The sequence below is a fragment of the Dyadobacter tibetensis Y620-1 genome, assembly GCF_000566685.1.
Lineage (GTDB): Bacteria > Bacteroidota > Bacteroidia > Cytophagales > Spirosomataceae > Dyadobacter > Dyadobacter tibetensis.
Window position 1 is genome coordinate 925,053 of record NZ_AZQN01000003.1, and the last position, 24,847, is coordinate 949,899.

General features: G+C 44.2%; 17 protein-coding genes and 1 tRNA gene. 5 read left to right on the forward strand and 13 right to left on the reverse strand.

Annotation, left to right across the window (positions count from 1 at the left end; all coding sequences use genetic code 11):
- Positions 1-89: 89 nt before the first annotated feature.
- The 5 genes from X939_RS0110885 to X939_RS0110905 all read right to left on the reverse strand — a co-directional run bounded on the left by X939_RS0110885 (position 90) and on the right by X939_RS0110905 (position 7,854).
- Positions 90-1,547, reverse strand: a complete 1,458-nt coding sequence (locus tag X939_RS0110885) for a RagB/SusD family nutrient uptake outer membrane protein (protein ID WP_025763295.1) — start codon at positions 1,545-1,547, stop codon at positions 90-92.
- Between the two features lie 19 nt (positions 1,548-1,566).
- On the reverse strand, positions 1,567-5,004 hold the full coding sequence (locus X939_RS0110890; RefSeq protein ID WP_084299422.1) for a SusC/RagA family TonB-linked outer membrane protein: 3,438 nt from the start codon (positions 5,002-5,004) through the stop codon (positions 1,567-1,569).
- Between the two features lie 36 nt (positions 5,005-5,040).
- Positions 5,041-6,054 (reverse strand): FecR family protein, encoded by a 1,014-nt coding sequence (locus X939_RS0110895; RefSeq protein ID WP_025763297.1) that lies wholly within the window; start codon positions 6,052-6,054, stop codon positions 5,041-5,043.
- Positions 6,055-6,106: 52 nt separating this feature from the next.
- Positions 6,107-6,784 carry an RNA polymerase sigma-70 factor gene (locus X939_RS0110900; RefSeq protein WP_025763298.1) on the reverse strand — a complete coding sequence of 226 codons (678 nt, stop codon included), beginning with the start codon at positions 6,782-6,784 and terminating at the stop codon, positions 6,107-6,109.
- 170 nt (positions 6,785-6,954) lie between these two features.
- A complete protein-coding gene (locus X939_RS0110905; RefSeq protein ID WP_025763300.1) occupies positions 6,955-7,854 on the reverse strand; it encodes a diacylglycerol/lipid kinase family protein in 900 nt (299 codons plus the stop codon).
- Between the two features lie 112 nt (positions 7,855-7,966).
- Here X939_RS0110905 and surE point away from each other — a divergent pair, with 112 nt between their 5' ends.
- Both surE and X939_RS0110915 read left to right on the forward strand, forming a co-directional pair.
- Positions 7,967-8,710 carry a 5'/3'-nucleotidase SurE gene (gene surE, locus X939_RS0110910; protein ID WP_025763301.1) on the forward strand — a complete coding sequence of 248 codons (744 nt, stop codon included), beginning with the start codon at positions 7,967-7,969 and terminating at the stop codon, positions 8,708-8,710.
- A 145-nt stretch (positions 8,711-8,855) separates the two neighbouring features.
- Complete coding sequence (locus X939_RS0110915; protein WP_025763302.1) at positions 8,856-9,848, forward strand: FAD:protein FMN transferase; 993 nt, start codon at positions 8,856-8,858, stop codon at positions 9,846-9,848.
- 9 nt (positions 9,849-9,857) lie between these two features.
- Here X939_RS0110915 and X939_RS0110920 read toward each other — a convergent pair whose 3' ends face one another.
- The 3 genes from X939_RS0110920 to X939_RS0110930 are packed head-to-tail and all read right to left on the reverse strand — an operon-like array spanning position 9,858 to position 14,039.
- Positions 9,858-12,053, reverse strand: coding sequence for a PepSY domain-containing protein (locus X939_RS0110920; protein ID WP_025763303.1), 2,196 nt, complete (start codon positions 12,051-12,053; stop codon positions 9,858-9,860).
- A 12-nt stretch (positions 12,054-12,065) separates the two neighbouring features.
- Positions 12,066-12,563 (reverse strand): DUF2271 domain-containing protein, encoded by a 498-nt coding sequence (locus X939_RS0110925; RefSeq protein ID WP_025763304.1) that lies wholly within the window; start codon positions 12,561-12,563, stop codon positions 12,066-12,068.
- A gap of 3 nt (positions 12,564-12,566) precedes the next feature.
- Positions 12,567-14,039, reverse strand: coding sequence for an ankyrin repeat domain-containing protein (locus X939_RS0110930; RefSeq protein ID WP_025763305.1), 1,473 nt, complete (start codon positions 14,037-14,039; stop codon positions 12,567-12,569).
- A gap of 293 nt (positions 14,040-14,332) precedes the next feature.
- On the opposite strand from X939_RS0110930, the gene X939_RS0110935 reads away from it, so the two are divergent.
- Positions 14,333-16,804, forward strand: coding sequence for a TonB-dependent receptor (locus X939_RS0110935; RefSeq protein WP_025763306.1), 2,472 nt, complete (start codon positions 14,333-14,335; stop codon positions 16,802-16,804).
- Positions 16,805-16,815: 11 nt separating this feature from the next.
- Positions 16,816-18,156, forward strand: a complete 1,341-nt coding sequence (locus tag X939_RS0110940; protein ID WP_025763307.1) for a DUF4374 domain-containing protein — start codon at positions 16,816-16,818, stop codon at positions 18,154-18,156.
- Between the two features lie 90 nt (positions 18,157-18,246).
- Here the strand turns inward: X939_RS0110940 and X939_RS23025 are convergent, their stop codons facing one another.
- The 5 genes from X939_RS23025 to hflX all read right to left on the reverse strand — a co-directional run bounded on the left by X939_RS23025 (position 18,247) and on the right by hflX (position 22,971).
- Positions 18,247-19,329: a helix-turn-helix transcriptional regulator gene (locus tag X939_RS23025; protein ID WP_025763308.1), complete on the reverse strand. Its 1,083-nt coding sequence runs from the start codon at positions 19,327-19,329 to the stop codon at positions 18,247-18,249.
- 244 nt (positions 19,330-19,573) lie between these two features.
- A complete protein-coding gene (locus tag X939_RS0110950; protein ID WP_025763309.1) occupies positions 19,574-19,963 on the reverse strand; it encodes a DUF1398 domain-containing protein in 390 nt (129 codons plus the stop codon).
- A gap of 159 nt (positions 19,964-20,122) precedes the next feature.
- Positions 20,123-20,890: a helix-turn-helix transcriptional regulator gene (locus X939_RS0110955; protein ID WP_229236040.1), complete on the reverse strand. Its 768-nt coding sequence runs from the start codon at positions 20,888-20,890 to the stop codon at positions 20,123-20,125.
- A gap of 685 nt (positions 20,891-21,575) precedes the next feature.
- Positions 21,576-21,647: transfer RNA gene (locus tag X939_RS0110960), tRNA-Arg, on the reverse strand.
- Positions 21,648-21,723: 76 nt separating this feature from the next.
- A complete protein-coding gene (gene hflX, locus X939_RS0110965) occupies positions 21,724-22,971 on the reverse strand; it encodes a GTPase HflX (protein WP_044198927.1) in 1,248 nt (415 codons plus the stop codon).
- 462 nt (positions 22,972-23,433) lie between these two features.
- Here hflX and X939_RS0110975 point away from each other — a divergent pair, with 462 nt between their 5' ends.
- Entirely contained in the window at positions 23,434-24,813 is a 1,380-nt protein-coding gene (locus tag X939_RS0110975) for an MATE family efflux transporter (protein ID WP_025763312.1), read from the forward strand.
- Positions 24,814-24,847 lie beyond the last annotated feature (34 nt).

The following is a 24,847-nucleotide window of genomic DNA, read 5'->3' on the forward strand; positions in this document are numbered from 1 at the left end:
AGAATAGCATTTTAAAATTCAGAATATTATTTGATATTTATGTCCCATGAGGCTATCTGATTAAAGATCTTTCACTCAACCAAGTATTGTCAAGGGTTTTGTACGAGTTTTGGGTTTAAAACTAACTCTTGCTGGGGTATGAAATAAATGACCCGTGGATCAGTTGGTTGGATGATTTGGGTATTCTGTCCACTTAAAAGGTGATATCCCGGGTAGTCTCGAACTAAAGGTAAATTATTGCGAAACAAGTCGAATTTGCGCTGGGATTCGAAGGCGAGTTCGAGCTGTCTTTCTTCAAGTACTACCTCCAATATTGACTTTTTACCATGTAGATTCCCGAGCGTGTAAAGGGAGGTTCCCGACAGGCCTGCACGGCTACGAATCCGGTTGACATCGGCAAGCGCTTCCGTGTCGTTGCCCAACTTTGCCTGAGCTTCTGCCCTGATCAGGAAGATATCGGCCAGTCTTAGGTAAATGGGCGAACTAAGCGTCTGGATTCCGTCCTGACCGGAGTATTTGTAAATAAAGTATTTTGGAATACCGTTTCTGGTGGCCAATACCTGATTGCCGTTGGAGTCTTTAATATAAAATGGAGCGAAAAAAGTGTTTCTTATGTCGTTGGGATATTGTCCGACTAGATTCCTGAACGTTTGTGAAGCATACATTTCTCCCCATCCTAATCCTCCTGTGCCATCGTACATAGAACCTATAGCATTTTTGCCCAGATCATCAACCGGGGTATGTTTGATGGCAAAAATGGTCTCATTATTGCTTTCGTTTGATTGAGAAAAGAACTTCTTGTAGGCATCAGAATCTACCAGAGCATAACGCCCACTCTCTATAACCTTGTTAGCATATTCAACTGCCTTTGCATTCTCTCCTTTAAATAGATAGACTCTGGAGAGCAAGGCATATGCCACTTCTTTGGAAGCATAGCTGCTGCTTTTATTGACGGTCATTAAAGTTGCTGCCTGAAGTAGGTCCGTTATGATGAAGTCGTAGACTTCTTTTACCGTGCTGCGTTCAGGAAGATTATTGACATCGGTATCCTTTCTGATCATTACACCCAGTCCGGTTCCCTCATTTTGAGTGTAGGGCCTGCCAAAGGTGTTTACGAGGTCGAAATGAGCCATTGCTCTTAAATACAGATTTTCTCCCAGCAGTTGATCTAGGGCTGGAGAAGTTTGCGGAGCAATATTTTCAATTACCTTATTAGCTCCGTAAATAATCTCATAGGCTTTTCTCCAGAATCCGGACGTTTGAGTCATATCAACGATATGCCTGTAATTATATGCGAAAAAGAAGGTATTGCCAGTAGAGCCGCTAAGGGTTACATTATCACTTGCATATTCCGTAAGGAAATGATAGAAACTAGCGTATTCTACAGTTTTAAGCTGGCTATAATTTCCGGTGGTAGCCTCGGCTACTCCTTCTACAGAATTGAAAAGAGTTTGTGCTTCTTTTCCATTATATGGTTCCAGTCCAAGCTCGCAGGAAGATATCAGGCACGCCGTCCAAAGTAGCATGAGGGGTAATAAACGGTTCATAATGATAAGATGGTTTAGATTACAGTCCTATATTGATTCCGAAAAGAATCTTCTTACTAATAAAATAATTGGTGAGATTTGCAGTAGGATTGTCGAGGGATACTTCTGGATCCATTCCCGAAAACTTGGTCCATGTAAGCAGATTATCTCCAGAGAGAAAGAAGTTAACACTCCTCATTTTAATCTTTTCAAGTATATTTCCTGGGATGTCATATCCCAATCGTACGTTTCGAAGTCGTATATAACTGCCATTTTCCAAGTAACGCGATGACATTTTGTTTGAATTGAGATTGCCTCCAAGCACCGCTCTGGGGTAATTGGCGATGTCACCAGGCTTCTCCCAGCGTACATCACCAGCCCGTAAGGCAATGCTATTCGTGGTAGGGAAGGCACCGTCGGCTCCCAAGTTTTCGCGAAGTGCATGATTGATTTGGTTTCCCTGTGTAAAGGTTAGGAAAATATCCAGATGCAATCCGTGATAAGAGAGGTTGTTAGCTAAGCCTCCGGTAAATTTAGGGAAGCTTGTTCCTACAATTTGCCTGGTAGCCAAATTATAATTGTTGGTAGCCTCTCTATTTTTTACACTGCCGTCCTCGTTATAGTCAACCATTTCCCATTGTGGGTCTCCTGTGGCGGGATCTACACCGAGCCATTTTCGCATAAACCAAGTACCCAGCGGTTGGCCTACAATCACCCTTCTAGTGCCCAAATCGATATCCTGCCCTTGGTAGAGGGCAACTACTCTGTTACGATTGAAACCAATATTAAAGCTTGAAGTCCAGGTAAAGCGGTCGTTTCGAATATTGGAGGTATTGAGCTCCAGATCAAGCCCTTGGTTACGTATCTGTCCCACGTTTTGAATCTGAGTTTTAAAGCCAGTAGCAGAGGAAAGCGGAACGTCAAAGAGAAGATTTTTGGTGTCGCGCTGGTAAGCATCTATGGAAACTTCAATTTTATTGAATAGCCCCACATTCAATCCAATATTAGAAGTATATGCCTTTTCCCAAGTCAGATCTGGATTCTCCAGTCGTGCAGGAATGGCACCGGGTATGCCATTATATTGAGTAGAATAGCTATATAAAGCCCTACTGATGAAATCGGTTATATTGGCATTCCCGGTAGTACCATAGCTGGCGCGAAGCTTTAGTAAGGATAGATATGGGAGCTTCTTTATAAAATCCTCATTGGAAAGTATCCAAGACCCTCCTATGGCCCAGAAATTTCCATACTGGTTATTCTGCCCGAACTTGGAAGAACCGTCCCGGCGTAAGGAGGCTGTTGCAAAATATTTGTTATCGTAATTATAGTCTGCTTGGGTGAAGTAGGAGTTGAATGCGCTTCGGTACTTGGAACCCATAATGGCCACCGGTGTGGCCGAAACGTCCATCACGTGCAGGCCTATGGGAACCCCACCTCCAATGCTGTTAGTGAAATCACCGTAATTGGTTTGGAATTCTACTCCTATAAGCCCGGAAATAACGTGTGAGCCCAAATTATGACTGGCTTTGATAAGATTGGAATTAAGCAGACTTTGATCATATAAGTTGTTATTTCTTAACAGCCCCTTTCGAATGCCTCCCGTGAGGGTTCTGGGATCGTCATAGATTTCAGAACGCTGATTTTTAAGCCCAATCCTGTTAGTGCTGGAAAAGCTGAGCCAGTCGTTAAAGTCATAGCTCAGGACCATGTCTGCTTGAATATCACTGGATCTGGATTTGCTATAATTGAACTGCATCGGGTAAAGAAAGTTGAAGCGATCCCGGCCCATCCAGTCAGATTCTGTTCCAATACGAATGCTGCCGTCTTCGTTATAAGGGCGGTCAGTAGGAAGATTATAATAGGTAGTGTAAGCACCGCCTCTGTCACCAGAATAGTCATAATTGGTATTATCCATACGACCGTTAATCCGTCCGGTAAGTCGCAGACGCTCCGTGATCCGATGGTCGAGATTCATTCGGACATTATATCTTTCGTAGGCTGAGGTCGTGATGGTCCCCTTTTCGTTATAATAATTACCACCAATATAAAATTTAGTTTTTTCCTCCCCTCCAGAAACCGAGATATCGTAGTTTTGGGTAAGCCCCTGACGATACACCAAATCACTCCAATCGGTATCATAATTCAGTAAGTTGTCAGGGAAATTTAATTGAAGGTAATCCTCCAGACTTGCAGGGAGTTTTTTTGAACTTAGATATTCGGCAATTTGTACTGGGCTCGGGTTAGGAACATTAGCTTCAAGTTCTTTGATATAACTATTTCTTTTTCCATTGTAGTCGTTTACATATAATGGTCGGGTATAGTCATAATATTCTTGAGAATTCATCATTCTGAATTTTCCTCTCGATATATTACTCACTCCGATTGAGCTATTTATTTGAACATTGGTTTTTCCGGATTTACCACTCTTAGTGGTAATGACGATGACACCATTGGCGGCCCGAGATCCATAAAGTCCCGTGGCTGCGGCATCTTTCAGTACCGTTACCGACTCGATGTCACTAGGATTTGCCGTGCCTCCTATAACGCCGTCTACAACATAAAGTGGGCTAGCTCCAGCAGTGATGGTTCCAGTACCTCGAATTCGAATGGCAGGATCTGTACCAGGTTGGCCAGTACCTGAGGAAATCATAAGTCCTGACGCTTTACCCTGTAACAAGTTGCCCAGACTAGGGCTAGTAACCCCTGCGAGCTTTTCAGCATTTACAACCGAGACGGAACTGGATAATTGTGTCTGATTTTTGGAGCTATAGCCAATCACTACAATTTCCTCCAATGCTTTGTTGTCCGTCTTCAAACGGAGGGTGAGTCTGGTGGAGTTTCCGACAGTAACTTCCTGAGACGAATATCCAACATAACTGAAAACCAAGATATCAGAGGAACTCGTGACATCTATACTGAAATCGCCATTGATATCTGTAGTAGTACCCGTTTGAGTCCCTTTGATTACCACGCTTACGCCAGGTAGTGCCTGGCGATTTTCCATATCACTAACATTTCCTGTTACCGTAATATCATCGGCTCCTCTCTTAGGTCGGTCTACTTGTTCTCCTGACTCTTTTTTTTCGGTTGAATTTGACTTGCCAGAATTCTGACTAGTCTCATTGGTCTTCGATTCCGTAATCATATAACTCCCACCCTGTTCCATCCTTTGGTAATTAAGATTCAAGGGGAGAAGTAGTTGATCCAGATTGCTCTCTAAGGACTTCTTTGGGTTTATTGCCGATGCCGGAACTTTATAGGTATCAAGACCTTTTCCGAAAAATAACAGGTCGATACCATATTGCTTTTTGAGAAGAAGGAGTGCTTCTTTGAGCTTGATTGTTTTTACTTGTGCTATGCCTGAGGAGTTTGTTCTGACTTTTACTCCTGATGTTTGAGCTAATAGCTGAGCTTGGGTAGGGCATAGTGCGCCTGTGAGATGCCCCGCCAAAAGCATCACAAATAATGTTGTTCTCATTGAGTTAAAGGCTTAGAGTGGAAAAATAAAAAGGGATTAGGGATAGGTTATCGTAATAGTATCATTGCTTTTGTGATATTTTAATTGCGCAGCTTTTGTAAGTGCCATAATCAATTCTTCTGCACTGCTGGCACGGTAGGAGCCGTGTAATGAAAATTCCTCAAGTTCTTTTCCTGCTAGTTTTAAATTTATGCCGTAATTGTCTTCAAGCATAAACTGGAGCTCCTGCATGCTAGCCCCATCAAATGTAAATCGATGATGAATCCAATCGGATAAACCCTGATGGACTGTTACCTTTCTTTTTTCGACTTTTCCTTCTCCGTTACGCATGACCAAATCACCAGGACTCATCAACAGAGTCTTTTTTTCTTTATCGTGTCGATATTCCAGTCGAATACTCCCTTTGCTCAAGTGTATCTGATCACCTCGTTTACGGGAATTTACTGTGAATTCGGTACCTAAGACCACCACATGAAGATTATTATCTGTTTCGACGACAAATTTTGCATGATTGGACCGGTGTGAAACGGAGAAGCTGGCTTCGCCTTTTAAAATAACCCGACGCTCCTTGGGGTAAAATGAAAAACGTGGAATCATCAGGGTAGTATTTGAATTCATAACGATTTGGCTTCCGTCTTCCAAAGTCACTTTTTTTAAATTATTATAAGCTGTCCGATAGGTGTGATACCACAAATTGTCTTTTAGGCTGACACTCCATACTAAAAGTATGAGCACCATTGCAGCTGCAGCGAGCCAAGTTTTATGTTGGGTCTTTAGTTGTGACGCTTCCCTATTTGTATCTTCCATTGACCCAGACGAGAGAGCCAAACCGTCTGGATGCATTTGCATATGCTTCACGTAGGTTTCAATTTTTTCTGAAGGGTCTGGGATAAACTGAGGGTGTTGGCGCTCAAATTCTGCCAACCATTCATAGTACCGTTCCTGGTTTTTGGCTAATTGAAGCCACTCCTGGATCATCCGTTTCTGAAGCGGACTGCTTTTTCCCAGGAAGTGGTTTATAAGCAGATCTTTATTGATTGATGATTTCATATCGAGAAGGGGTCCGAGTCTAAGTAGTGCTATATAGCTGATGCTTTGAGATTTACTGTATCAAAAGTAGTGTTGCCCACAACCAATATTCCTTTAATGCATTTCTTAAAATGCATAGTGCTTTGAAGAGATGATTCTCCACGGTGCGAACAGATAGGTCTAATTTGATTGCGATTTGTTTTGGCTTGTGGCCTTCAAAACGACTCATTACAAAGATCTCCTTGCATTTTGGAGGAAGACCGTTGACCACGTTATGAATTTTGCACAGGAGTTCATCTATCTGCATCATCTCCTCAGGTGACTCGGCTGAAGGTAGCTCCTCTAGCTCCAAACTGCTTATAGGAGTTTTGTTTCGAACGTCGGAAGCCAGATAATTATAGGATCTATTTCTAACCGATCGAAATAAGTAGGCCCGATAAGAGACCGTTATGGCCTTATAGGATTGGGAATTCCATAAGTTGTAGAAAATTTCGCTTACTATATCTTCTGCTGCTTCCCTGGAATAGACGAATCGGGCTGAATAGGAACACAGTGGTTGATAGTAAAGCCGAAAGAGTAGTTCGCAGCCCTTAGCAGGGTCCACTTTGAAGACCCCTTTTACAAAGGATTCGTTGTCCTCTCTTAGTTCGGAGTCATGATTATTTGCTCCCAATTGCGTTTTTTTTGCAACGATCTTTGAACCGTTCGATAAACCCTCATCGGAGCTTTTCTGTGATATAGATAGAGACATACTGCTTTCTTTGGCGCTTTCAGTTCTCGAAATTATTCAAGGATTTACTGGAAGGACAAAAGAAAGCCTATGTTTACTCAGTCAAAATTGATTTTTTTTAATATTTTTTTGTTTTTACCACTTACGGGCGTCGTAATAGAGCCATTACTTTACCCTTAATTCGGACTTCCTTATGCCGGTACAATAAAGTCCAGAATTCCTCTTTGAATATGTACTTTAAGCTCAGTAAACTTCTTTAATTTGAGATATTTGTCATCTATATGGCCGTGGACTCCATTATAAGCGAGCTTCACTTTGCTAGCTTTCTGGCAAGGAGGGGACCATTCCGGCTCTTTTCCAATAATTTTGCCTGCCAAATATTTTAAGAGATTTTTACGGTCTTTTTCGGCGATCATCACCACGTCTAAGTATCCATCTCCCGGGTCAGCTCCCGGCGCTAAATGAAGATTTGATCCCATATATGGTGTGTTCATAACCTCCACCCATAAATATTCCCCGGAGTAGTCCTCTCCATCAATCTCTATATGGCATTCCTTAGGCTCATAGCTTTCTACCAGTTGATGGAACACTTTTAACACATGGCGTATCTCTTCTTTTGGGGATTCATGTTCTGGCTGATCTTGCGATTCGAGATTTTTTAATAATTTAGGAAAAAGGCCGAAGCCCAGGCTCTCTAGGAAAAAGGCAGGCTCATCGAGCCCTTCAACCAGGCCTATATCGAAACTCTTTACATCTCCGGTCCACCAGTTGGTGCTAAGCTCTTCTATGCAGGTGCTAAGTCCGAGGGTGCGTGCCACATTATTAGCAGTTCCTAGGGGGTGAAGCGCGATGGGGTATTTCTTCTCGATAAGCTTTCGGTTGAGCAGTTCCGAGGCTACTTTACGCACGGTGCCATCACCTCCGGCTAACACGATGAAGTCGGCCGAAGCGTCAAGCTTTTGCCAGTTCTTCTCGGCTGTAGATCGGTAAACACTCGTGAAGCCTTGCTCGTTTAACGTACGAATAAGCCATTTTTTAGAGTGGTCCTCGGTGCCGGCTCCAGGATTATGAAATATCTGAACAATTGCCATATAGTAACTGATTTTTCAAAAGCACTTCAAAAAAGTGTTCCAGACCTATTTTACCTTGGTACATAATTTGCAGCTACAGCATTTTTATTTAACTAAAAACGGAGAATGAGTTATGAATATTCTGATCGCTAATGATGATGGTATCTATAGTCCTGGAATTGCCGCACTGGCTAGGGTGGCCACCCGCTTTGGCAATGTTCGCGTGGTAGCTCCCGACGTAGAACAATCCTCTATGGGACATGCTATTACAGCCTCACGTCCCTTGTCCTATAAAAAATCACCTATAGAGTTTCCAGGTGCAGAGGCGTATAAGGTGAACGGCACACCGGCCGATTGCGTCGCTATAGGCACCCATCTGTGGAGTAAGACGGATTTGGTACTGTCGGGAATTAATATGGGCCCCAACTTGGGGAACTCTATGTGGCATTCGGGTACGCTGGCGGCAGCCAAACAGGGCGTGCTGCTAGGGGTGAAATCTATCGCCTTCAGTACTTTTGCCGACAAGCAGGATCCAGATTTTGAACATCTAGACCCATTCGTAGAGAAAGTGCTGGAACTGCTGATCCATGATGGTGATCTAGGGCTATACAACGTTAATTTGCCCCGGGAGCCTAAAGGCATGATGTGGACGCGACAGTCCGTACGGCTATACGACGGGCGCATTGAGCCGGGTATCGATCCAATGGGCAGGAAACATTATTGGTTTACCGTTTCGCCATTGGAGCCTGCCGAGGAGGGTACCGATCGTTGGGCGGTAGAAAATGACCAGGTATCCATAACACCCTTGAGGCTCGACCTTACTGACGAGAAAGCTCTAGCCGCTCATGTGCAGGCTGCTAAATGGCAACCCTCTTAATGATCAATAACGAAAATCTGGTGTGACTCCAATGACCAGTTAAAAAATGTACTTTGGATGGAAAGTAGTATGCCTTAAATGACCTGGCTATTGTCTCGGACGGTCAAATGACGGAGGATGCTTATCTTTGGTTTTTATTATCCATATGAAGAAGCTACTAACTATCCTTTTGATTTTAATCGTGATCGGTGCTCAGGCGCAGGTTTTGCGAAAACGTTCTACCATTTTAATGGGTGGCAGGTTCGATATTACTTTGGTGGCTCAGGACTCCTTAACGGCCGAAACCAATATCGATACGGTTATTGCCGAGATAGCCAGGATAGAAAATCTTATTTCCGACTGGATACCAGCGTCGCAGGTTTCTATGGTTAACGACATGGCCGGTATTGCCCCGGTAAAGGTAGATTGGGAGCTCCTGCTGCTAACTGAGCGTGCGCTTACCCTTTCGAAGGTTACCAAAGGGGCATTCGATATTAGTTTTGCCTCAATGGATAGGGTCTGGAAATTCGACGGTACTATGACGGCCATGCCATCTCCCGAAGCCATTCGCAAATCAGTGGAGAAGGTGGGTTATCAAAATATCATTATAAACCGGAACGATAGCACTGTTTTTCTTAAAAAGAAAGGGATGAAAATAGGATTTGGTGCTTTGGGGGAAGGTTATGCTGTCGACCGATGTCGTGCGTTGATGTTGGACCGAGGCATTCTGTCGGGCATTGTCAATGCCACAGGAGATATGAGCGCCTGGGGTGGGCAACCCGATGGGACCGACTGGAGAATAGGAATCAACGATCCTGCCCGTCGAGGAGAGCTTATTGCCGTAGTACCCTTGAGAGACCTGGCGGTAGTGACCTCGGGTAGCTACGAAAAGTTTGTTTCCTTTGGGGGAAAAAGGTATGCGCATATTATAAACCCCGCCACAGGATATCCGGCCACGGGGCTTACAAGCGTCACGGTATTTGGACCGAGTGCGGAGCAGGCCAATGGGCTGAGCACCTCTCTGATGGTTTTGGGAAAGGAAAAAGGCCTTGCACTTCTAGACCTTTTCCCTTTATATAAGTGCCTGATGATTGCAGACGACGGTAATCTTTACAGTTCTCCCAACTTTGATCTGGCACAATTCCGCATCCCTAACTAATAGACTGGTTTAGTAGCAGTCCATTAGGATTTGGCCATGTGATTGATAATAACTTACCGTTTTGCCCAGAATTGTGGTGCATAGACCGTCTAGTAATTCCACAACATCTTGCTGCATTGCCAAAGAGCCACAGAGCATAATAACTCCATTATTTTTCAGCACTTCTACGATCAGTTCCTGATCTTGTGCTAGCAAATCTTTAACATATTGCCTGGATCCTTCTCTGGATCGGGCTAGGCGAAACGATGCAAGATTTCCAGTATTAAGATGCTCTCGTATACTCGATTCGTATAAAGAGAAAGAGGCCTGGTCGCGGAAACCACAATAGAGATAGCGCTCCCTGTCCCCGGCCTCCTCGTCTATCATTCCTAGGAATGGCGCTATGCCCGTACCATTGGATACCATCACCACCTGACGGGCTTTTTCTGGAAAATGAAAGTGGGGGTTTGCATCTATCCGCCCATGTATACGATCGCCTACCTGCAATCCATAGAGATACTCAGACCCCAGTCCACCCGGGTGGAGCTTGATACTCAGCTGTATTTCTCCGGCTACCTTGCCAATAGAATACAAGCGTTCTCGATGATCGTTTCCTGGGTAAATTGCAAGCAGATCGCCAGAAGCATACGAGTAAGGACCTTCGGGTCGTAATCGAAGGCGAAAAGCATCCAGGGGTACAGTAAGCACCGTCTTTTCCGTTACGGTAAAGTTATGTGGACAAGTATGCTGATCCTGACCAAGATCTGTGGACAAATCCAAGGTTACCCCAGCATGTTGAGCCCATACGGATGCCCACTGACCAAACTCTTGTGGGGATTTGTCGTTGATGGTATGAATCTCCACCAGGGGAGTAGCCCAGTCCTGACGTGATAGCAGGTTGTCGACTTCAAAGGCGAATTTGCAGAAGTCGGGGTAGGCATGAGAGCCAAAACCCACTACGGAATAATGAATCTGCCGTACTTGTGGACGTGCTGCTAACTTAATAGCAAATTGGGCTGCATTGGTAGGCGGATTGCCCAACCCATAGGTAGCCGTCATGACGATGATATGTGTAGCCTTAGGGAACTCTTGAAAATCATTTAATTCGCAGGCATATACCTTTTTCCCTTGCTGCAAAAGTTGTTTATAAATCTCCTGAGCGAATCGGAAGGTACTGCCGTTCTCGGAGCCCGTCAATATTATGAAATTACTCTCTTCCGCAGTAAAGTTATTTTTTATCCTGCCTGAGCGTCTTTTCAGGGTTATTGCAAAACCCGAGTAAATAAAAAAGAGGATATTGCCAGATGCTAATGCGAGTAATATGGCCCAGAAGGCGTTGGTTCTTCCTGTATGCAGGTCAACACTCCATTCGGTAAGCACGACAGATACAGGATATTTAACCTCTGAAAGAATTTCCCCTGTTACCTGGTTGACATGCAGGGCTCGGTCTTTGAGTTGCAATGTATAATAATCCTCCACATCTTCCGAAAAAGGAAAGTCGACGGATTGTATTTCGGACAACGGGGTATTTTTAAAAATATCAAAACTGGTAGCATCTCTAGGAGGGCCATCTTGAATGGCATCATAATCCACATCCGGAAGGATATATGCCGTGTCGATTAATTCAAATCGAGCCAGAGAGAGATAGGTACCCGTTAGGGCCAGAAGGAATATTGGAATCAGTGAAAGTCGACCCAGTACTACATGGTAGTATTGAGCGAAATTCTCTCGAACGATTCGTGTAAGAAAGCGCCTGACGCCTCTCTGTCTTTGAATAATGAGCACCGTGCCCGAGATGGTAATTAGCAGGAGCAAAAAGGACGTTAATCCTATAAAAAAACGCCCTGTCTCATGTAAAAATAGGGAACGATGCAAGGCGGTAACCCATTCGAAAAATTCTGAAGGAGCTTCAGGCTTACCGAGTAGATTACCCGTCTTTGGATCGACAAAGACGAGCATGTTTTCCCCCTCTTGATCCGTCCCCTTCATCTGGACGAACTGATTTGCGTCAATAGAGAGTTTGGTGATTCCAGGATATTGACTCCTAAGTTGTGGGATTACATCCGAAAGATACAATGCCTCAAACTGATCTGAACGGTAAGGATTGATTTTTTCCTGAATTGGTTTAAAGGCCAATATCACCCCTGTTACGGATGCTAACGTGAGTAGAATAAAAGAAGATACAGCCAAAGCTAAGTGGCTGTATCTCCAAATTGAAATGGTCATATCTGTATGGTATTAGTTAGGGCTGAAGCGTACATAGCGTATGTAGCCAGCTCCTTCACTTTTTGCGGCAAGCCCTTCGGTGGTTAGGGGGACTTCCAAGTCTTTCATATGATATTTTTTGTCCTCTACCGCACTTTCAAAACGGAGGGAATAACCGCTGTTGATTTTAGAAGATTCTATTTCCAATACATTAACAGCCCGGTCGCCTCCGGTTACCGACGCGCCGGTAATGGCACTGATATTGGTAGGCTTCTTGGCTTGAAATTTATGCCATTCTTTAAGGCTGTTGTACCACTCCTTGTCCGGGCCCAGTACATAAAGCGTTTTCTCGTATGCTCCTTTAGGATTGATCAACGAAATGACGATATAGGCACCCTCACCTAGGTAGTTCGTCATCTGGATCATGCATTTATATTTAGAAGTAGGTGCCTTCTGTGCTTGCATTACCGTTGGGGTAACCAAAATAAATGCAAGGAGCAGCCATGCAGTTTTAATAAGGGAAGCCTTCATATTTTATTTCAAGAAATTAAGATCAACTTTATTTTTGCTCAGCGTTTCATTTTCCATTGCCAGGTCATAAGGCGTTTCGTCAAAACCTGTCATCGCATCTTTTTTCGCACCCTGAGCGATCAGATACTTGAGCATTTCATCGTTTGAGGATACCAAAGCGGCTTTATGCAAGGCCGTTAAACCCTGATTGTCTTTGGCATTGACATCTATCTGAAAGGGTGCGATTAACTTCAGCAACTCCAGTTCATTTTTGGCAACGGCCAGGTGATAGAGGGTGCTGCCATTTTGCTGTGGAGTGGCCACTTTATACCCCTTATCTTTAAGAACCTGTAATTTTTCTTTAAATTCCTGGGGACGACGAGAATTGTAGGACTGTATGAGATAGTATGAAAGGTTATCCCCATTTTTATCAGTGATATCAATAGAGGCTCCCTTTTCGATGAGATAGTCAACAACTTCTGCGGAGTTGCTTTTGGTGGCCAGCATCAGGGCTGACACACCCTGAGCATTGGTATGATTGATATTTTTCACTTTTGGCAATAATAGCTTCAAAGTCGCCAAATCGCCGTTAGACTCTGCAGCACTCATCAGTACAGTATTCCCGTCTTCGTCCGCTTGATTGACATCAAGCCCTTTCGACAAAAAGTATTGGATGATCTCGTCTTGGCCGGCTCGTCGCACGATAGAATGTAATGCATTCTGTCCATTTTCTCCGATTATTCCTGGTTTTAAACCTTGTTTTTCCAAATACTGATAAACGTCCAGCGTATTGGCACCCCGGCGTGAGCCACGTGCCGCCATCAGCATAGCCGTACCATTGGGTTCGACACCCATGGCCTTAAGTTTGTTGAGCAAGTCAATATTACCGGCACGAGCGGCATAGCTAAAAGCATTGGCACCAGAGGCATCAACGCTTTTCAGGTCCAGCCCTTTAGACATGAAATATTTTGTTAATGTCAGATCTTTATCGTTTGCTACTGCAATCAGTAAGGCGTTAGCTCCATCGTGATTGACGTCTTTTTGAAGGTTCGCTCCGTTGGCCAGGCATATTTCATAAACCTTGGTATTCGTTTGCCCTCCACCTGCAGCAAAATTTAAGGCAGTAGATCCATGGCTATCGACTACATTATCCTTCGCTCCTTTGCTGACAAGATATTCCATGATCTCCACGTTCCCCCGATTGGCGGCCCAATGGAGATAGGTGCGGCTGTCATGAGTAAGCTTCGTTACACTGTTTCCGGGCTGTGCCAGCAAGAATTTGATCGTTTCGGTAGGAGCTCCCGAATTGATGGCCATCACGGTGGCATCGAAACTGTTATCGTTAAATGCTGCCGGATCGTTGCCTTTCTCAATGGCAGATTTTACAGTAGCTACATCTGGACTATTTTTCCAAAATGATTGCTCCAGAAGCAAGTTCTGTTGTGCCTGAACGGTGAACCAGGAAAAGGCACAAATGGTATACAGGAATCTTCTCATATAAGATAAAAACTATTGAAAGAATATGCAGTTTATCATCAGGGTGGTCCTGATAATTGGTGCAAGTTAATAATAATTAGTCTAAATAGAATCAGGTAAACTGTTCTAAATAGATAATTTTTATATAATCCTTCTTACGTCAGTGGTATTCCCTTTCACGTCATTTTTAGAGGGATATGCCTCCTATATTTGCACAAATTATAATTGGTCTAAATAAGACTAGGCTAATAATTAGTCAGAGCCTGATGTAAAAAACATATTTATTCAACAGTTTTTACAGGAATTAAAACAAAATGTTATTGAGATATTTTATACTAATCAGCACACTCTTGCTATTGGTGCAAAAAGGGGCGATTGCTCAGCTCAAAGGGCTAGGAATAGCTACTATTATGGGTCAGGTTAAGGATGAAAAGGGTAGCCCTGTAGGTTATGTAACGGTGCGGGTAGGGGAGACCAATTTGGCCACTTTTACCGAAGAAGACGGAAGCTTTATGATCAAAGAAATACCATATGGGGCCTACGACATAATGCTGACCTCCATGGAGATAAAAAGCAAAACGTTGCGGGTACAGCTGGATAAGCCCACTCACCGGTTTCCGATTGTAGTTTCCAAATCGGCGTTAGATCTGAATGAGGTTCAGATTGTGCAAAAGACAGAAAAGAAAGCATTGGAAACTGAGGGTTTTGCCGTTGCAGTCATAGAAACCAAAGAGGCATCCCTGCGAAACGTGACCACCAATGAGTTGCTAAACCGGGCAGTGGGGGTACGGGTACGGCAAAATGGAGGGGTAGGCTCCAAGGTAGAGTACAACCTGAATGGTATGTCGGGAAGTGCAGTAGGGATGTTCTTAGATGGTATAGAAATCTCCACTTATGGCTCGTCATTTAATTTGAATAATATTCCTCCTGCCATGATTGAGCGTATTGAGGTATATAAAGGGGTACTGCCCTCTCACCTTTCCGGAGATTATGTTGGCGGGGCTATCAACGTGGTTTTGAAAAAGGATGCGTCTCAAAATAACATTACCGCTGCGGCAGCATATGGATCCTTCAATACGTTCCAAGGTAATCTTTCCGGTATTTATCGGAACCAGAGGACAGGACTTACCACGCGGGCTTCGGGTTTTTATACGTACACCGATAATAGCTATACCACCTGGGGGAAGTTTTCTAAGTATGTACACCCCGATAGAACCCTGGAGCGGTATTATAAGGCCAAACGATTTAATAACACTTATAAATCTATCGGTGGGCGATTCGAAGTAGGCTATACCAATGTAAAGTGGGCCGACCAGTTTTTCCTAGGTTATAATGTCTCGGATACCTATAGTGAGATTCCGCATGGCACCACCATGGCCAGACCCTATGTAGGGCGGTTTGGAGAATACCAGGCGCATGTGGTGAGCTTAAACTATCAGAAAAATTCCTTTTTGGTAAAGAACCTCGCCCTGCAGTTAAATGCAGTAAGAAGTTATAGAAATACATATGTTCAGGATACGGTAGGCCAGGTTTATAATTGGGATGGAAAACCCAGGATGTTGATCAGAAATGGGATAGAAATTCCGGTGCCCGCCATTCCGGGAATGGGGCAGCAGGGAGAGGCTAGTATGGTAGAGGTAGATCGGAGGATTACCAATATGCGTACCAATCTGATTTACACCTTAGTGCCTGGTCATCGATTGTCTATCAATCATAAATTAGAAACAACCGATCGGGACGATAAAGACCTGCTGATGCCGGTAAATAAGGAAATGATGACCGTGAGCACGGTAATGAATAATATTCTGGCGGCGAATTACGAATCACAGGTACTGAATAATAAGTTGAAAACTAACCTGATGTTCAAATATACCTCCAACCGGACGATGCAGACTCGGCCAGAACTCGTTGAACAGGATGGCGTTAATAGAGTCAACCGGGTTCAGAATAAGATGGTCAATAATAATATAGGGTACGGTGCTACGCTTTCCTACAATATTATACCCAAGTTCTACCTCATCGGTTCCACTCAGGATTCTTATCTTTCCGCTACTGAGAGCCAATTATACGGGGATCCTGAAAATAATATACTCGATAATCCAGGATTGATACCCGAAAAAAATGTGAATTATAATATAGGTTTCCGCTACGGAACCCTTAAGAAAGGGAAGCACCAGCTGACCTTATATGGGAGCCTGTTCTGGAGAAATGGTTTTAATAAAATCACCCTGCAGGCGGTGGAAGATGCCATTGTACAGGGAAGAGAAAGCGATGCGGATATTCAGGTGACCAAATTTGTCAATTTATCTAAAACACAGTCGAGGGGATTCGAAGGTGAACTGATTTATGCTTATGATAACCGTTTCAATGCCCTTTTTAATTTCTCAAAGTTCAATTCACTATTCAAACAGGAATTCGATGAAAAGGGCAATCCCCACGATCTGTATAACCTCCAGCTGCCTAATGAACCCTTCTTTACGATGAATGGAAGCCTTCAGTATCGCTTTAAAGATGTATTCCAGAAGGAGTCCATCCTTAACGTTTACTATAATTCAGGGTTCGTAGCGCCCTTCCGTACCGTTTGGATGGAGTCTGATTGGTTTACCACACCCACTCAGCTTTACCACGATCTAGGGGCCAGCTATCGGTTACCTAATGGGAAAATGGTAGTGAGCTGCGATATCAAAAATATGTTTAATGCAGAGGTATATGACAATTTCGGCGTGCAAAAGCCGGGGAGGAGTTTTTCAGTTAAGTTAAATTATACAATTAGTAAATTTTTATAATGATTATCAAGATGAACAAAAATCTGTTAAAGGCATGTATATTGGGTATTGCCATTTCTTTTGCCGGATGTAAAGATGACGTAACCGATCCAGATACTGGGGGAGGCGAGCCGGTAGAATCTAGAGCGTTTATCTCCCTGACTGCTTCCATACCGGATGCTGCCGGAACGGCTGGGAATGGTGGGACCATGGCCTATGCCTTGACCCATGACCAAGCTGTCGATCAGAATTTTTCCGTGAATATATATCAAAATGGATTTGGTCTACGCTCGGCACGTACCGCCCGGGTACAAGCTTCTGAGAATGGTGCTGAGCTATATAATATTCAATATACCGGAGAGGATGGAGGAGTTTTTAACAAATATCTGGTTAAAGGCGCAAGTAATTATATGGATACGGGTAACGAATTGGATCTGTCGGATATCATAGGTACCTCTCCCCGCTGGACCAAGGCATCAGAAAATATTGGTATTGGCGTACATCTCACCGGAAGTACTACAGTCACTGAAGGCTCTGCACCCAACCATGTTTATAAATATACAAGAGGTAAGGTAAGGATTGCTGTTATTGATTTGAAAAATGCAAGAGTACCAAATTCCACTGAGTTTGACTTTCCCTTGTCTACCGATCTGGAGGCTCAGGGCTATTCGGTAGGTCGTATCGATGTGCCTGTCCTCAATGACGATCAGTCAAAAATATTTATTGGATGTAATGTAAGTAAAATTGACCCGAATAAACTCTCATATGACGAGAGTGGTAATCCTACCTGGGCCAATGATGCAGATAACAGAAGCATTGGTACTGCGACTTTAGTGGTCGATTATCCTTCCCTACAAAATCCTAAAGTGCTTTATTCTTCGGTTTCTAAAACCAATAATCATTCTTACCGTACCATGACGCAGTATGTCGGTACTGATGGCCATATCTATCAGGCTACTGCAACAGGAGGTAAGGATATACTACGGATAAGCAAGAGCACAAATGATTATGACAATGGTTACCATTTTGACTTAGACCAGGCCTTGGGGCTTTCTGGTACTAATATCCAGGCATTCAGGTACATCAAAGATGGGATTGGCATTGTATTGTATAATGTTGGCGGAAACGGAGGATATATCGCATTGGTCGATTTGAATGCAAAAACAGCTACCAAAATAAGCAGCGATTATGAGGCTACCCTAAACTTCCGTCAGTATCAGAATATTGCGGTAGGCGCCGACCACGTATATGTTCCACTCACCCCTGAAGGAGAGGCAGGTCGCCTGTATGTGATCAACTGGAAAACAAAGGAGGTAATTAAAGGAGCCATACTGACCGGACAAACCGGGTCGAGTTATATCGGTTCATATTAGCATGTTTCTATTATGTAACTGAAAATGGGGAAGGGGTATCTGATATCCTTTCCCCATCTTTATGCCGTTACTGCCCCGATAAATTAGGTGTTATAGATAGGGTAGCGGTATGAACGCATCGGTAATACATTCCCAAACAGGGGTCATAGACTCCAGGAGGTAGAGGAGAGAGATGCGAATTTTATTTGGTACATAGCCGAAATACTTTTTAAACGCAGCAGTGAAATGTGTGGCATGCTTATAACCCACCCGCTGTGCTACATCGGCAATTTTGTTTTCTTCAAGACATAGTAGCTCCCGAGCTTTCTCCATGCGATATTTGTGCAGATAGCCAAACACAGTCTCTCCATATTGAATCTTGAACTTCTTTTTCAAATTAAACTCATTCGTTCCAACCTGTCGGGCCAGTTCTTTCAGCGAAACAGTGGATTCCAGATTTTTGATTAAAATATCCCGGGCATGCTGCATCTTTAACAGATCGGCATCTTGCAAGGTATCTACTGTCTGAGGGCTAGGAAGTTGCTCATACTGGGTCATTTGAAGGACTATTAGCTCCAGTACCTTGGCTTTAATATATATCCCTTTCTCTGGTCCCCCGTAGTCGTAATGAAGGATTTCGAATAGCACTGCCAGCATTCGGGGGGATAGGGGCATATGTCCCTTGCTTAATATGGAAGGTACGCCCTTCCTGATAGCTTCATGGAATTGCTTCTGAAGGAAATGGCTCTCAGAGAGGATACGGAAAAAGAGTTCTGGGCTAAGGTGGAGCGCAAATACTTCATGATCCACATCCCTGGGGCAGTCTACAAAAATATTCCCCTCGGGTACTAATACAGTGTTTTGCTGGTGGTAGGCAAAGTTCGCAAACAGCGGCTGACGGGCAGAATTCCGGAATGTTATGCTGCCACCCAAACAAAATAATAATTGAATAAAGGGCCGTTTAATGCAGATAGGCAAAGGCGCTTCCGAAGGGGAACGGAATTGGCCATGCCATATGTAGATATCCTGCAGGATAATTTCTTTGTAGGGTCCTATCCAGGAAGCTTGCCGATGATCTCCCTTATTTTCAATTGGTATATCTTCCTGACAATTGGTAAAACCCGGGAAATTCCAGTGGTTTTGCTCTTCAATTTGACCTTCTCTGGTCACCACCCTGTTTTCCAACTCTTCCATAATATGCTTTCCGGTCCATTTTACCTCCCCATCTAGAATCAGTAATATACATGCTATGTAATTAGACTAAATATAAACAATATTACAAAAAACTGCTTAATAAACTTAAGTATATTAGAAATATTATATTATTGATTAAAATGTTGTAAGCAGCAGGATGGAGGTCCCCCGGTTGCTATGGACTTTTGGCCAATACAGCCCGGGGGAGCTTTGGGAGATAAGCTAATTAAGTAGGGCCGGCTCGTCATTGAGGAATAGCCTCTTCCAGAATGATGTTACCTTCCCGATCAAAATATGTGCAAGTCATTACATCCATTCGGACTTGCCATTTGTCAATGCCCAATTGAGCACATAAATGGATAAAGGTCAGGTAATCGCTCTTCCCTTCCTGATGCGCTTTTAACCCCAACATAAAATCTGAGATGCGGGGCTTTAATGCAACCTCCAACGGTGCATATTTTGGAGGTGATTTAGCAATATGATTGTCGGCCCCATAATAATTAATATGCCCATCAGCAACGAAGGCATCATAGTGCCTTACTCCCAATTCCTTGATTTTCTGAATATAGGAAGGGAAATCCGCCCCTGACCGGACCCGGCTGTGAGCCGCAGTGATTTGGTGTATGGTAAACATGCTTCTATTGATTTATTGGTAAAACATCTGACTGGTGAAGCCCCAAAGCAGGAGCCTATGGCGATATAAGCCGTAGATCGCCATAGGCTCCGATGCTTTCAGGAAAAATCACTATGCAAACTTAGTGTTGAGATATCTTTCAGAATTGTAAAAAATCGTTTAGAAGGATTTTTTAAAACGCTCCGGACTCACCCCTGCATATTGTTTAAAGTCTTTGATAAAATGGGCTTGATCGAAAAACGAATGCTCGTAGCATAGCTCTGTAAGAGATTCTGCCTGAGAGAGATTTTCCAGAACCGTATTAAACCTTACTATAGAAGCGAATTTTTTAGGAGTAGTGCCCACGACTTTTCGAAATCTTTTTTCCAATGCGCTGGGACTAATAGACAATTTTTTGTTTAATTCCTTTATTCTGAGGCTTCCCTGGCATCGATTTATCAAGCTTACTGCCTCCTGAACCAACAGATCGGGCTGGATATCCTTTCTCTGTGATAAAAGGAAGTGTTCCATAATTTGTATCCTTTGAATGTCGGTGCCGGCAAGTGACAGTTCTTCCTGTACCTGAATAATATGGTTTTTCTCAAAAATATCCTGGAGTGCAATACTTTGGTCAAACAATTCATGGGCTGGAGAGGCCGCGAAATGGGCAAAGCCAGTTTCCGAAAAGAAAACCAACAAGGTTCCAATTCTGGCTGAGTTTCTGAATGTTTTATAGGTATCGGAAATTCCTGAAATGCCGGCCGCATCCAAATTGGAAAGTCCACAATCCTGCACGAGGGAAAGAGCTCCCTGATACTGGAAGCCCATGACGAGCCCTGCAGTAGGGAATACCCTATACTCCAAAGCACAATCATTCTCCGACACGATGAAGTGTTTAATATAAGGTTGTAATGGTGGGGTCGGGAAGTATTTTACAAAGCGCATCATGATCTGGGTAATTCAGGTATTAACAATACAAATGTCCTCCTAGCGCTATGAATAAAATTCCTGACTCCCATAAATCCTGTATTCTGAGGGTGGTGCCAGGGGCTGAACTCAGGCATAGACAAATTTACTGAAATAGCCCTTTCCATCTGTGGTTTTCATAAAAAGATTTGCCAACGGTAGGAGCTTCACCTGGTATATATTGCAGTAGAATGGATCAGGAGAACTTATTACCGATAACCTTACATTGGTTAAAAGCCTAATGCTGCTATGTTATTCCTCTAATGTATCAAGGTCTTCCAACGATACCGGATCACCGAAGGCGAACGCGCCCCCGGCGATATCTAGAGTTTAGTAGAGAATTGCCCTAGAGTAATAGTTTCAAAAAAAGAGGCTGCCTGGATAAGACAACCTCTATTGTGACCGCGGTCGTGCGCGACTCCGACGGGAATCGAAGGCGAACGCGCCCCCGGCGATATCTAGAGTTTAGTAGAGAATTGCCCTAAAGTAATAGTTTCAAAAAAAGAGGCTGCCTGGAAAGACAGCCTCTAATGTGACCGCGGTCGTGCGCGACTCCGACGGGAATCGAAGGCGAACGCGCCCCCGGCCATATCTAGAGTTTAGTAGAGAATTGCCCTAGAATAATTGTTTCAAAAAAAGAGGCTGCCTGAAAAGACAACCTTTTTTGTGACCGCGACGGGAATCGAACCCATATCTAGAGTTTAGGAAACTCCTATTCTATCCGTTGAACTACGCAGTCTAAAAAAAGATCTCCCGTTTCCGGGAAATCTTTTCAGGGTGCAAAATTGCTTAAAAACTGTTACAATAGCAAACACTTATTCATCTGCTGTTACCGGCGTGTAGCCCAGATCCAGCCAGTTCGGGTAAATAGCGAAATGTTTTTCTTTTACCAAATTGAAAAGTGTACTTCTAAGTTCCTCAATATTCTCCTTTTTCTCGGCAGAAATAAAGACCACCTTGTCGGATTTCTTAGCGATATAGCTCTTTTTAAGCTGTTCCAATACGGATGCTTCCTCCTGACCTTCGGCTTCTTCGAAGGGCAGGTCGTCTTCGTCTTTGTTGAAGTCCGGCTTGTAGAGGTCAATTTTGTTAAATACCAAGATTGTCGGCTTATCGGAAGCGCCGATTTCTACCAGGGTTTTGTTAACCACTTCCAGATGCTCCTCGAAGCCGACATGGGCAATGTCTACAACATGAATCAATACATCGGCTTCCCGGACTTCATCCAGGGTAGATTTAAATGATTCGATCAGGGTGGTAGGCAACTTGCGGATAAATCCTACCGTGTCGGTAAGCAGAAAGGGGATGTTTTCCATATTCACCTTCCGCACGGTGGAATCCACGGTAGCGAAAAGTTTGTTTTCGGCAAATACATCGGCCTTGGACAGACTGCGCATCAGGGTAGATTTTCCCACGTTAGTATAGCCTACAATAGCCACCCGAACCAGTCGGTCGCGCTCCTTGCGACGGGTAGCACTCTGGATGTCTACCTTTTCGAGCTTTTCCTTTAAAAAGGCGATCCGGTCTTTTACAATACGTCTATCCGTTTCCAATTCTTTTTCACCGGGTCCACGCATCCCGACACCAGCACCCGACTGGCGGCTAAGGTGGGTCCATAAGCGGGTCAACCGGGGGTACATAAATTGGTATTGGGCCAGTTCTACCTGAAGTTTCGACTGGGCTGTTTGCGCCCTCATGGCGAAGATATCCAGAATCAGCAAGCTGCGATCGATTACTTTGATGTCTTCGAAGACCTTCTCTAAGTTACGCACTTGCGCAGGTGTCAGGTCGTCGTCGTAGATAATCATATCAACGGGGAAGGCCTTTACATAGGCGACAATTTCTTCTAGTTTCCCTTTGCCGGTATAGGTTTTATTATCTGCCCGTTCCAGATTTTGGGTAAAGCGCTGGAGGGTTTCAATGCCTAGAGTAGTGGCTAGAAAAGCCAGCTCGTCCAGATATTCCTTGGTTTTTTCGGAACCTTGTTTTTGTGTACTAACAGCAACCAATACTGCCTTTTCGCGTTCAATGGCGGTGCTGTGCAGTTGTTTTTTCTCTATCATTCAGTAAGGATGTCATGGTGATCAGATGCTCCCAGGTTCTGGAGTAGCCAGAATGGATAAGGGGAGTCTTAAAATTTTCGGGCCAGCTTAACAGGTAGGCCCATGGATTGGGTAGTCGATCTTAAATCATGTCCGTAAATCAAAGGCCATAGAAGGCCTGGGTGTCGAATTTTTTTGTCGTAAGAGGACAACGCTACTTCGCTTTCAAAAGTTCAGAGTCCTGAAGTGTAGCGGCTTCAGAGTGTGAAGGTAAGACTTTGCTTTTATTTTTTTTAATTTTTTTCTTGAATTTAAGGATCATACCTTCTTACCTTTGCACAAATTCTTTCTGCCTATGTTGGTTGTACGTTAGGGTTGATTATACCCACTCCATTTTAAGCTGATCCTTCAGCGATTTTCGCCAGACGCTTCCTGCGTATTGGAACAACCGTGTATTATCTTAATTATTAATTTTTTGCATCCATGAAAAAGTGGTTCACACTATTTCGTCAGGCCCTTGCTGGGACTGAGGAAAGCTTTACCAGTGGTAGTATCAACAAGGCTATTTTTCTGTTAGCCATTCCCATGATCATGGAGATGATTATGGAGTCTTTATTTGCCGTAGTCGACATATTTTTTGTTTCACAAATCAGTATCGAAGCTGTAGCCATAGTAGGACTTACGGAGTCGGTAATTACCCTGGTCTATTCAGTAGCCATAGGGCTTAGCACGGCGGCGGCTGCCACCATCGCCCGTAGAGTAGGAGAGGGGAATCCCGATCTGGCACGCCGCGCGATAGGGCAGGTCATTACTTTGTCGCTGATTATTTCTGGAGTGCTGGCGCTCTTAGGAGGTTATTATGCTCCGGATATACTTCGACTGATGGGTGCCGATGATATGGTTATCAGTCAGGGAACCTCCTTTGCAAGAATTCAGTATCTCAGCAGTCCGATAATCATTTTATTGTACTCCCTCAGCGGGGCGTTGCGGGGGGCTGGAAATGCTTCAACCGCTATGCGCTCGCTCATCGTGGCCAATGGGCTGAATATGCTTCTTGATCCTGTGCTGATATTCGGCTTAGGGCCTATACCCGCTATGGGAGTTACGGGAGCCGCATTAGCGACGGTCATCGGGCGAAGTGTGGGGGTGGCCTACCAGTTGTATGCGCTATCAAAGTCTCGCTTCGCATTTTCGTTAGCCGATATGATTCCCTACCGAAAGATGCTTGTGAACATCAGCAGGATTGCTGCCGGAGGAACCGGACAGTTTTTGGTGTCCTCGGCAAGCTGGATTTTCCTGACACGTATATTGGCAGAATTTGGAAGCGATGTAGTTGGCGGGTATACCATTGCCATCAGAGTGATTATGTTTACTTTATTGCCTGCCTGGGGGTTAGCAAATGCCGCTGCTACCCTGGTCGGCCAGAATCTGGGGGCTGGTAAGCCTCAGAGAGCGGTGGAATCGGTATGGCAATGTGCCCGAATGAATCTGGTATTTCTCCTGGGAATAGCAGCCGTCCTTTTTGCCGGGGCTGAAACGATGGTGGGCTGGTTTACTGCCAATGAACAAGCCATCGCCACCGGGAAGCAGGCCTTACAAGTGCTCTGTTTGGGTTATGGTTTTTGGGCTTATGGAATGGTAGTGAGCCAATCGCTAAACGGGGCTGGAGACACCACCACTCCCACAGTGCTAAACTTAGTTTGTTTCTGGTTGATCCAGATTCCTCTGGCCTATGGTCTTTCGGTACTCGGTGGATTAGGGCCTTTGGGGGTATTTGCGGCAGTGCCCATTTCGGAGGCATTTCTGGCTGGGTTTAGCATTTGGAGGTTCCGGCTGGGCAGATGGAAGTTGGTAAAAGTATAGTGAAAGTCATCGGGGAGTAAATGCCAGGCTCCCC

What these genes read in the sequence shown, in the direction of transcription:
- X939_RS0110885 (WP_025763295.1), bottom strand. Translation starts at nt 1,547, where the DNA reads ATGAACCGTTTATTACCCCTCATGCTACTTTGGACGGCGTGCCTGATA.
- X939_RS0110890 (WP_084299422.1), bottom strand. Translation starts at nt 5,004, where the DNA reads ATGAGAACAACATTATTTGTGATGCTTTTGGCGGGGCATCTCACAGGC.
- X939_RS0110895 (WP_025763297.1), bottom strand. Translation starts at nt 6,054, where the DNA reads ATGAAATCATCAATCAATAAAGATCTGCTTATAAACCACTTCCTGGGA.
- X939_RS0110900 (WP_025763298.1), bottom strand. Translation starts at nt 6,784, where the DNA reads ATGTCTCTATCTATATCACAGAAAAGCTCCGATGAGGGTTTATCGAAC.
- X939_RS0110905 (WP_025763300.1), bottom strand. Translation starts at nt 7,854, where the DNA reads ATGGCAATTGTTCAGATATTTCATAATCCTGGAGCCGGCACCGAGGAC.
- surE (WP_025763301.1), top strand. Translation starts at nt 7,967, where the DNA reads ATGAATATTCTGATCGCTAATGATGATGGTATCTATAGTCCTGGAATT.
- X939_RS0110915 (WP_025763302.1), top strand. Translation starts at nt 8,856, where the DNA reads ATGAAGAAGCTACTAACTATCCTTTTGATTTTAATCGTGATCGGTGCT.
- X939_RS0110920 (WP_025763303.1), bottom strand. Translation starts at nt 12,053, where the DNA reads ATGACCATTTCAATTTGGAGATACAGCCACTTAGCTTTGGCTGTATCT.
- X939_RS0110925 (WP_025763304.1), bottom strand. Translation starts at nt 12,563, where the DNA reads ATGAAGGCTTCCCTTATTAAAACTGCATGGCTGCTCCTTGCATTTATT.
- X939_RS0110930 (WP_025763305.1), bottom strand. Translation starts at nt 14,039, where the DNA reads ATGAGAAGATTCCTGTATACCATTTGTGCCTTTTCCTGGTTCACCGTT.
- X939_RS0110935 (WP_025763306.1), top strand. Translation starts at nt 14,333, where the DNA reads ATGTTATTGAGATATTTTATACTAATCAGCACACTCTTGCTATTGGTG.
- X939_RS0110940 (WP_025763307.1), top strand. Translation starts at nt 16,816, where the DNA reads ATGAACAAAAATCTGTTAAAGGCATGTATATTGGGTATTGCCATTTCT.
- X939_RS23025 (WP_025763308.1), bottom strand. Translation starts at nt 19,329, where the DNA reads ATGGAAGAGTTGGAAAACAGGGTGGTGACCAGAGAAGGTCAAATTGAA.
- X939_RS0110950 (WP_025763309.1), bottom strand. Translation starts at nt 19,963, where the DNA reads ATGTTTACCATACACCAAATCACTGCGGCTCACAGCCGGGTCCGGTCA.
- X939_RS0110955 (WP_229236040.1), bottom strand. Translation starts at nt 20,890, where the DNA reads ATGATGCGCTTTGTAAAATACTTCCCGACCCCACCATTACAACCTTAT.
- hflX (WP_044198927.1), bottom strand. Translation starts at nt 22,971, where the DNA reads ATGATAGAGAAAAAACAACTGCACAGCACCGCCATTGAACGCGAAAAG.
- X939_RS0110975 (WP_025763312.1), top strand. Translation starts at nt 23,434, where the DNA reads ATGAAAAAGTGGTTCACACTATTTCGTCAGGCCCTTGCTGGGACTGAG.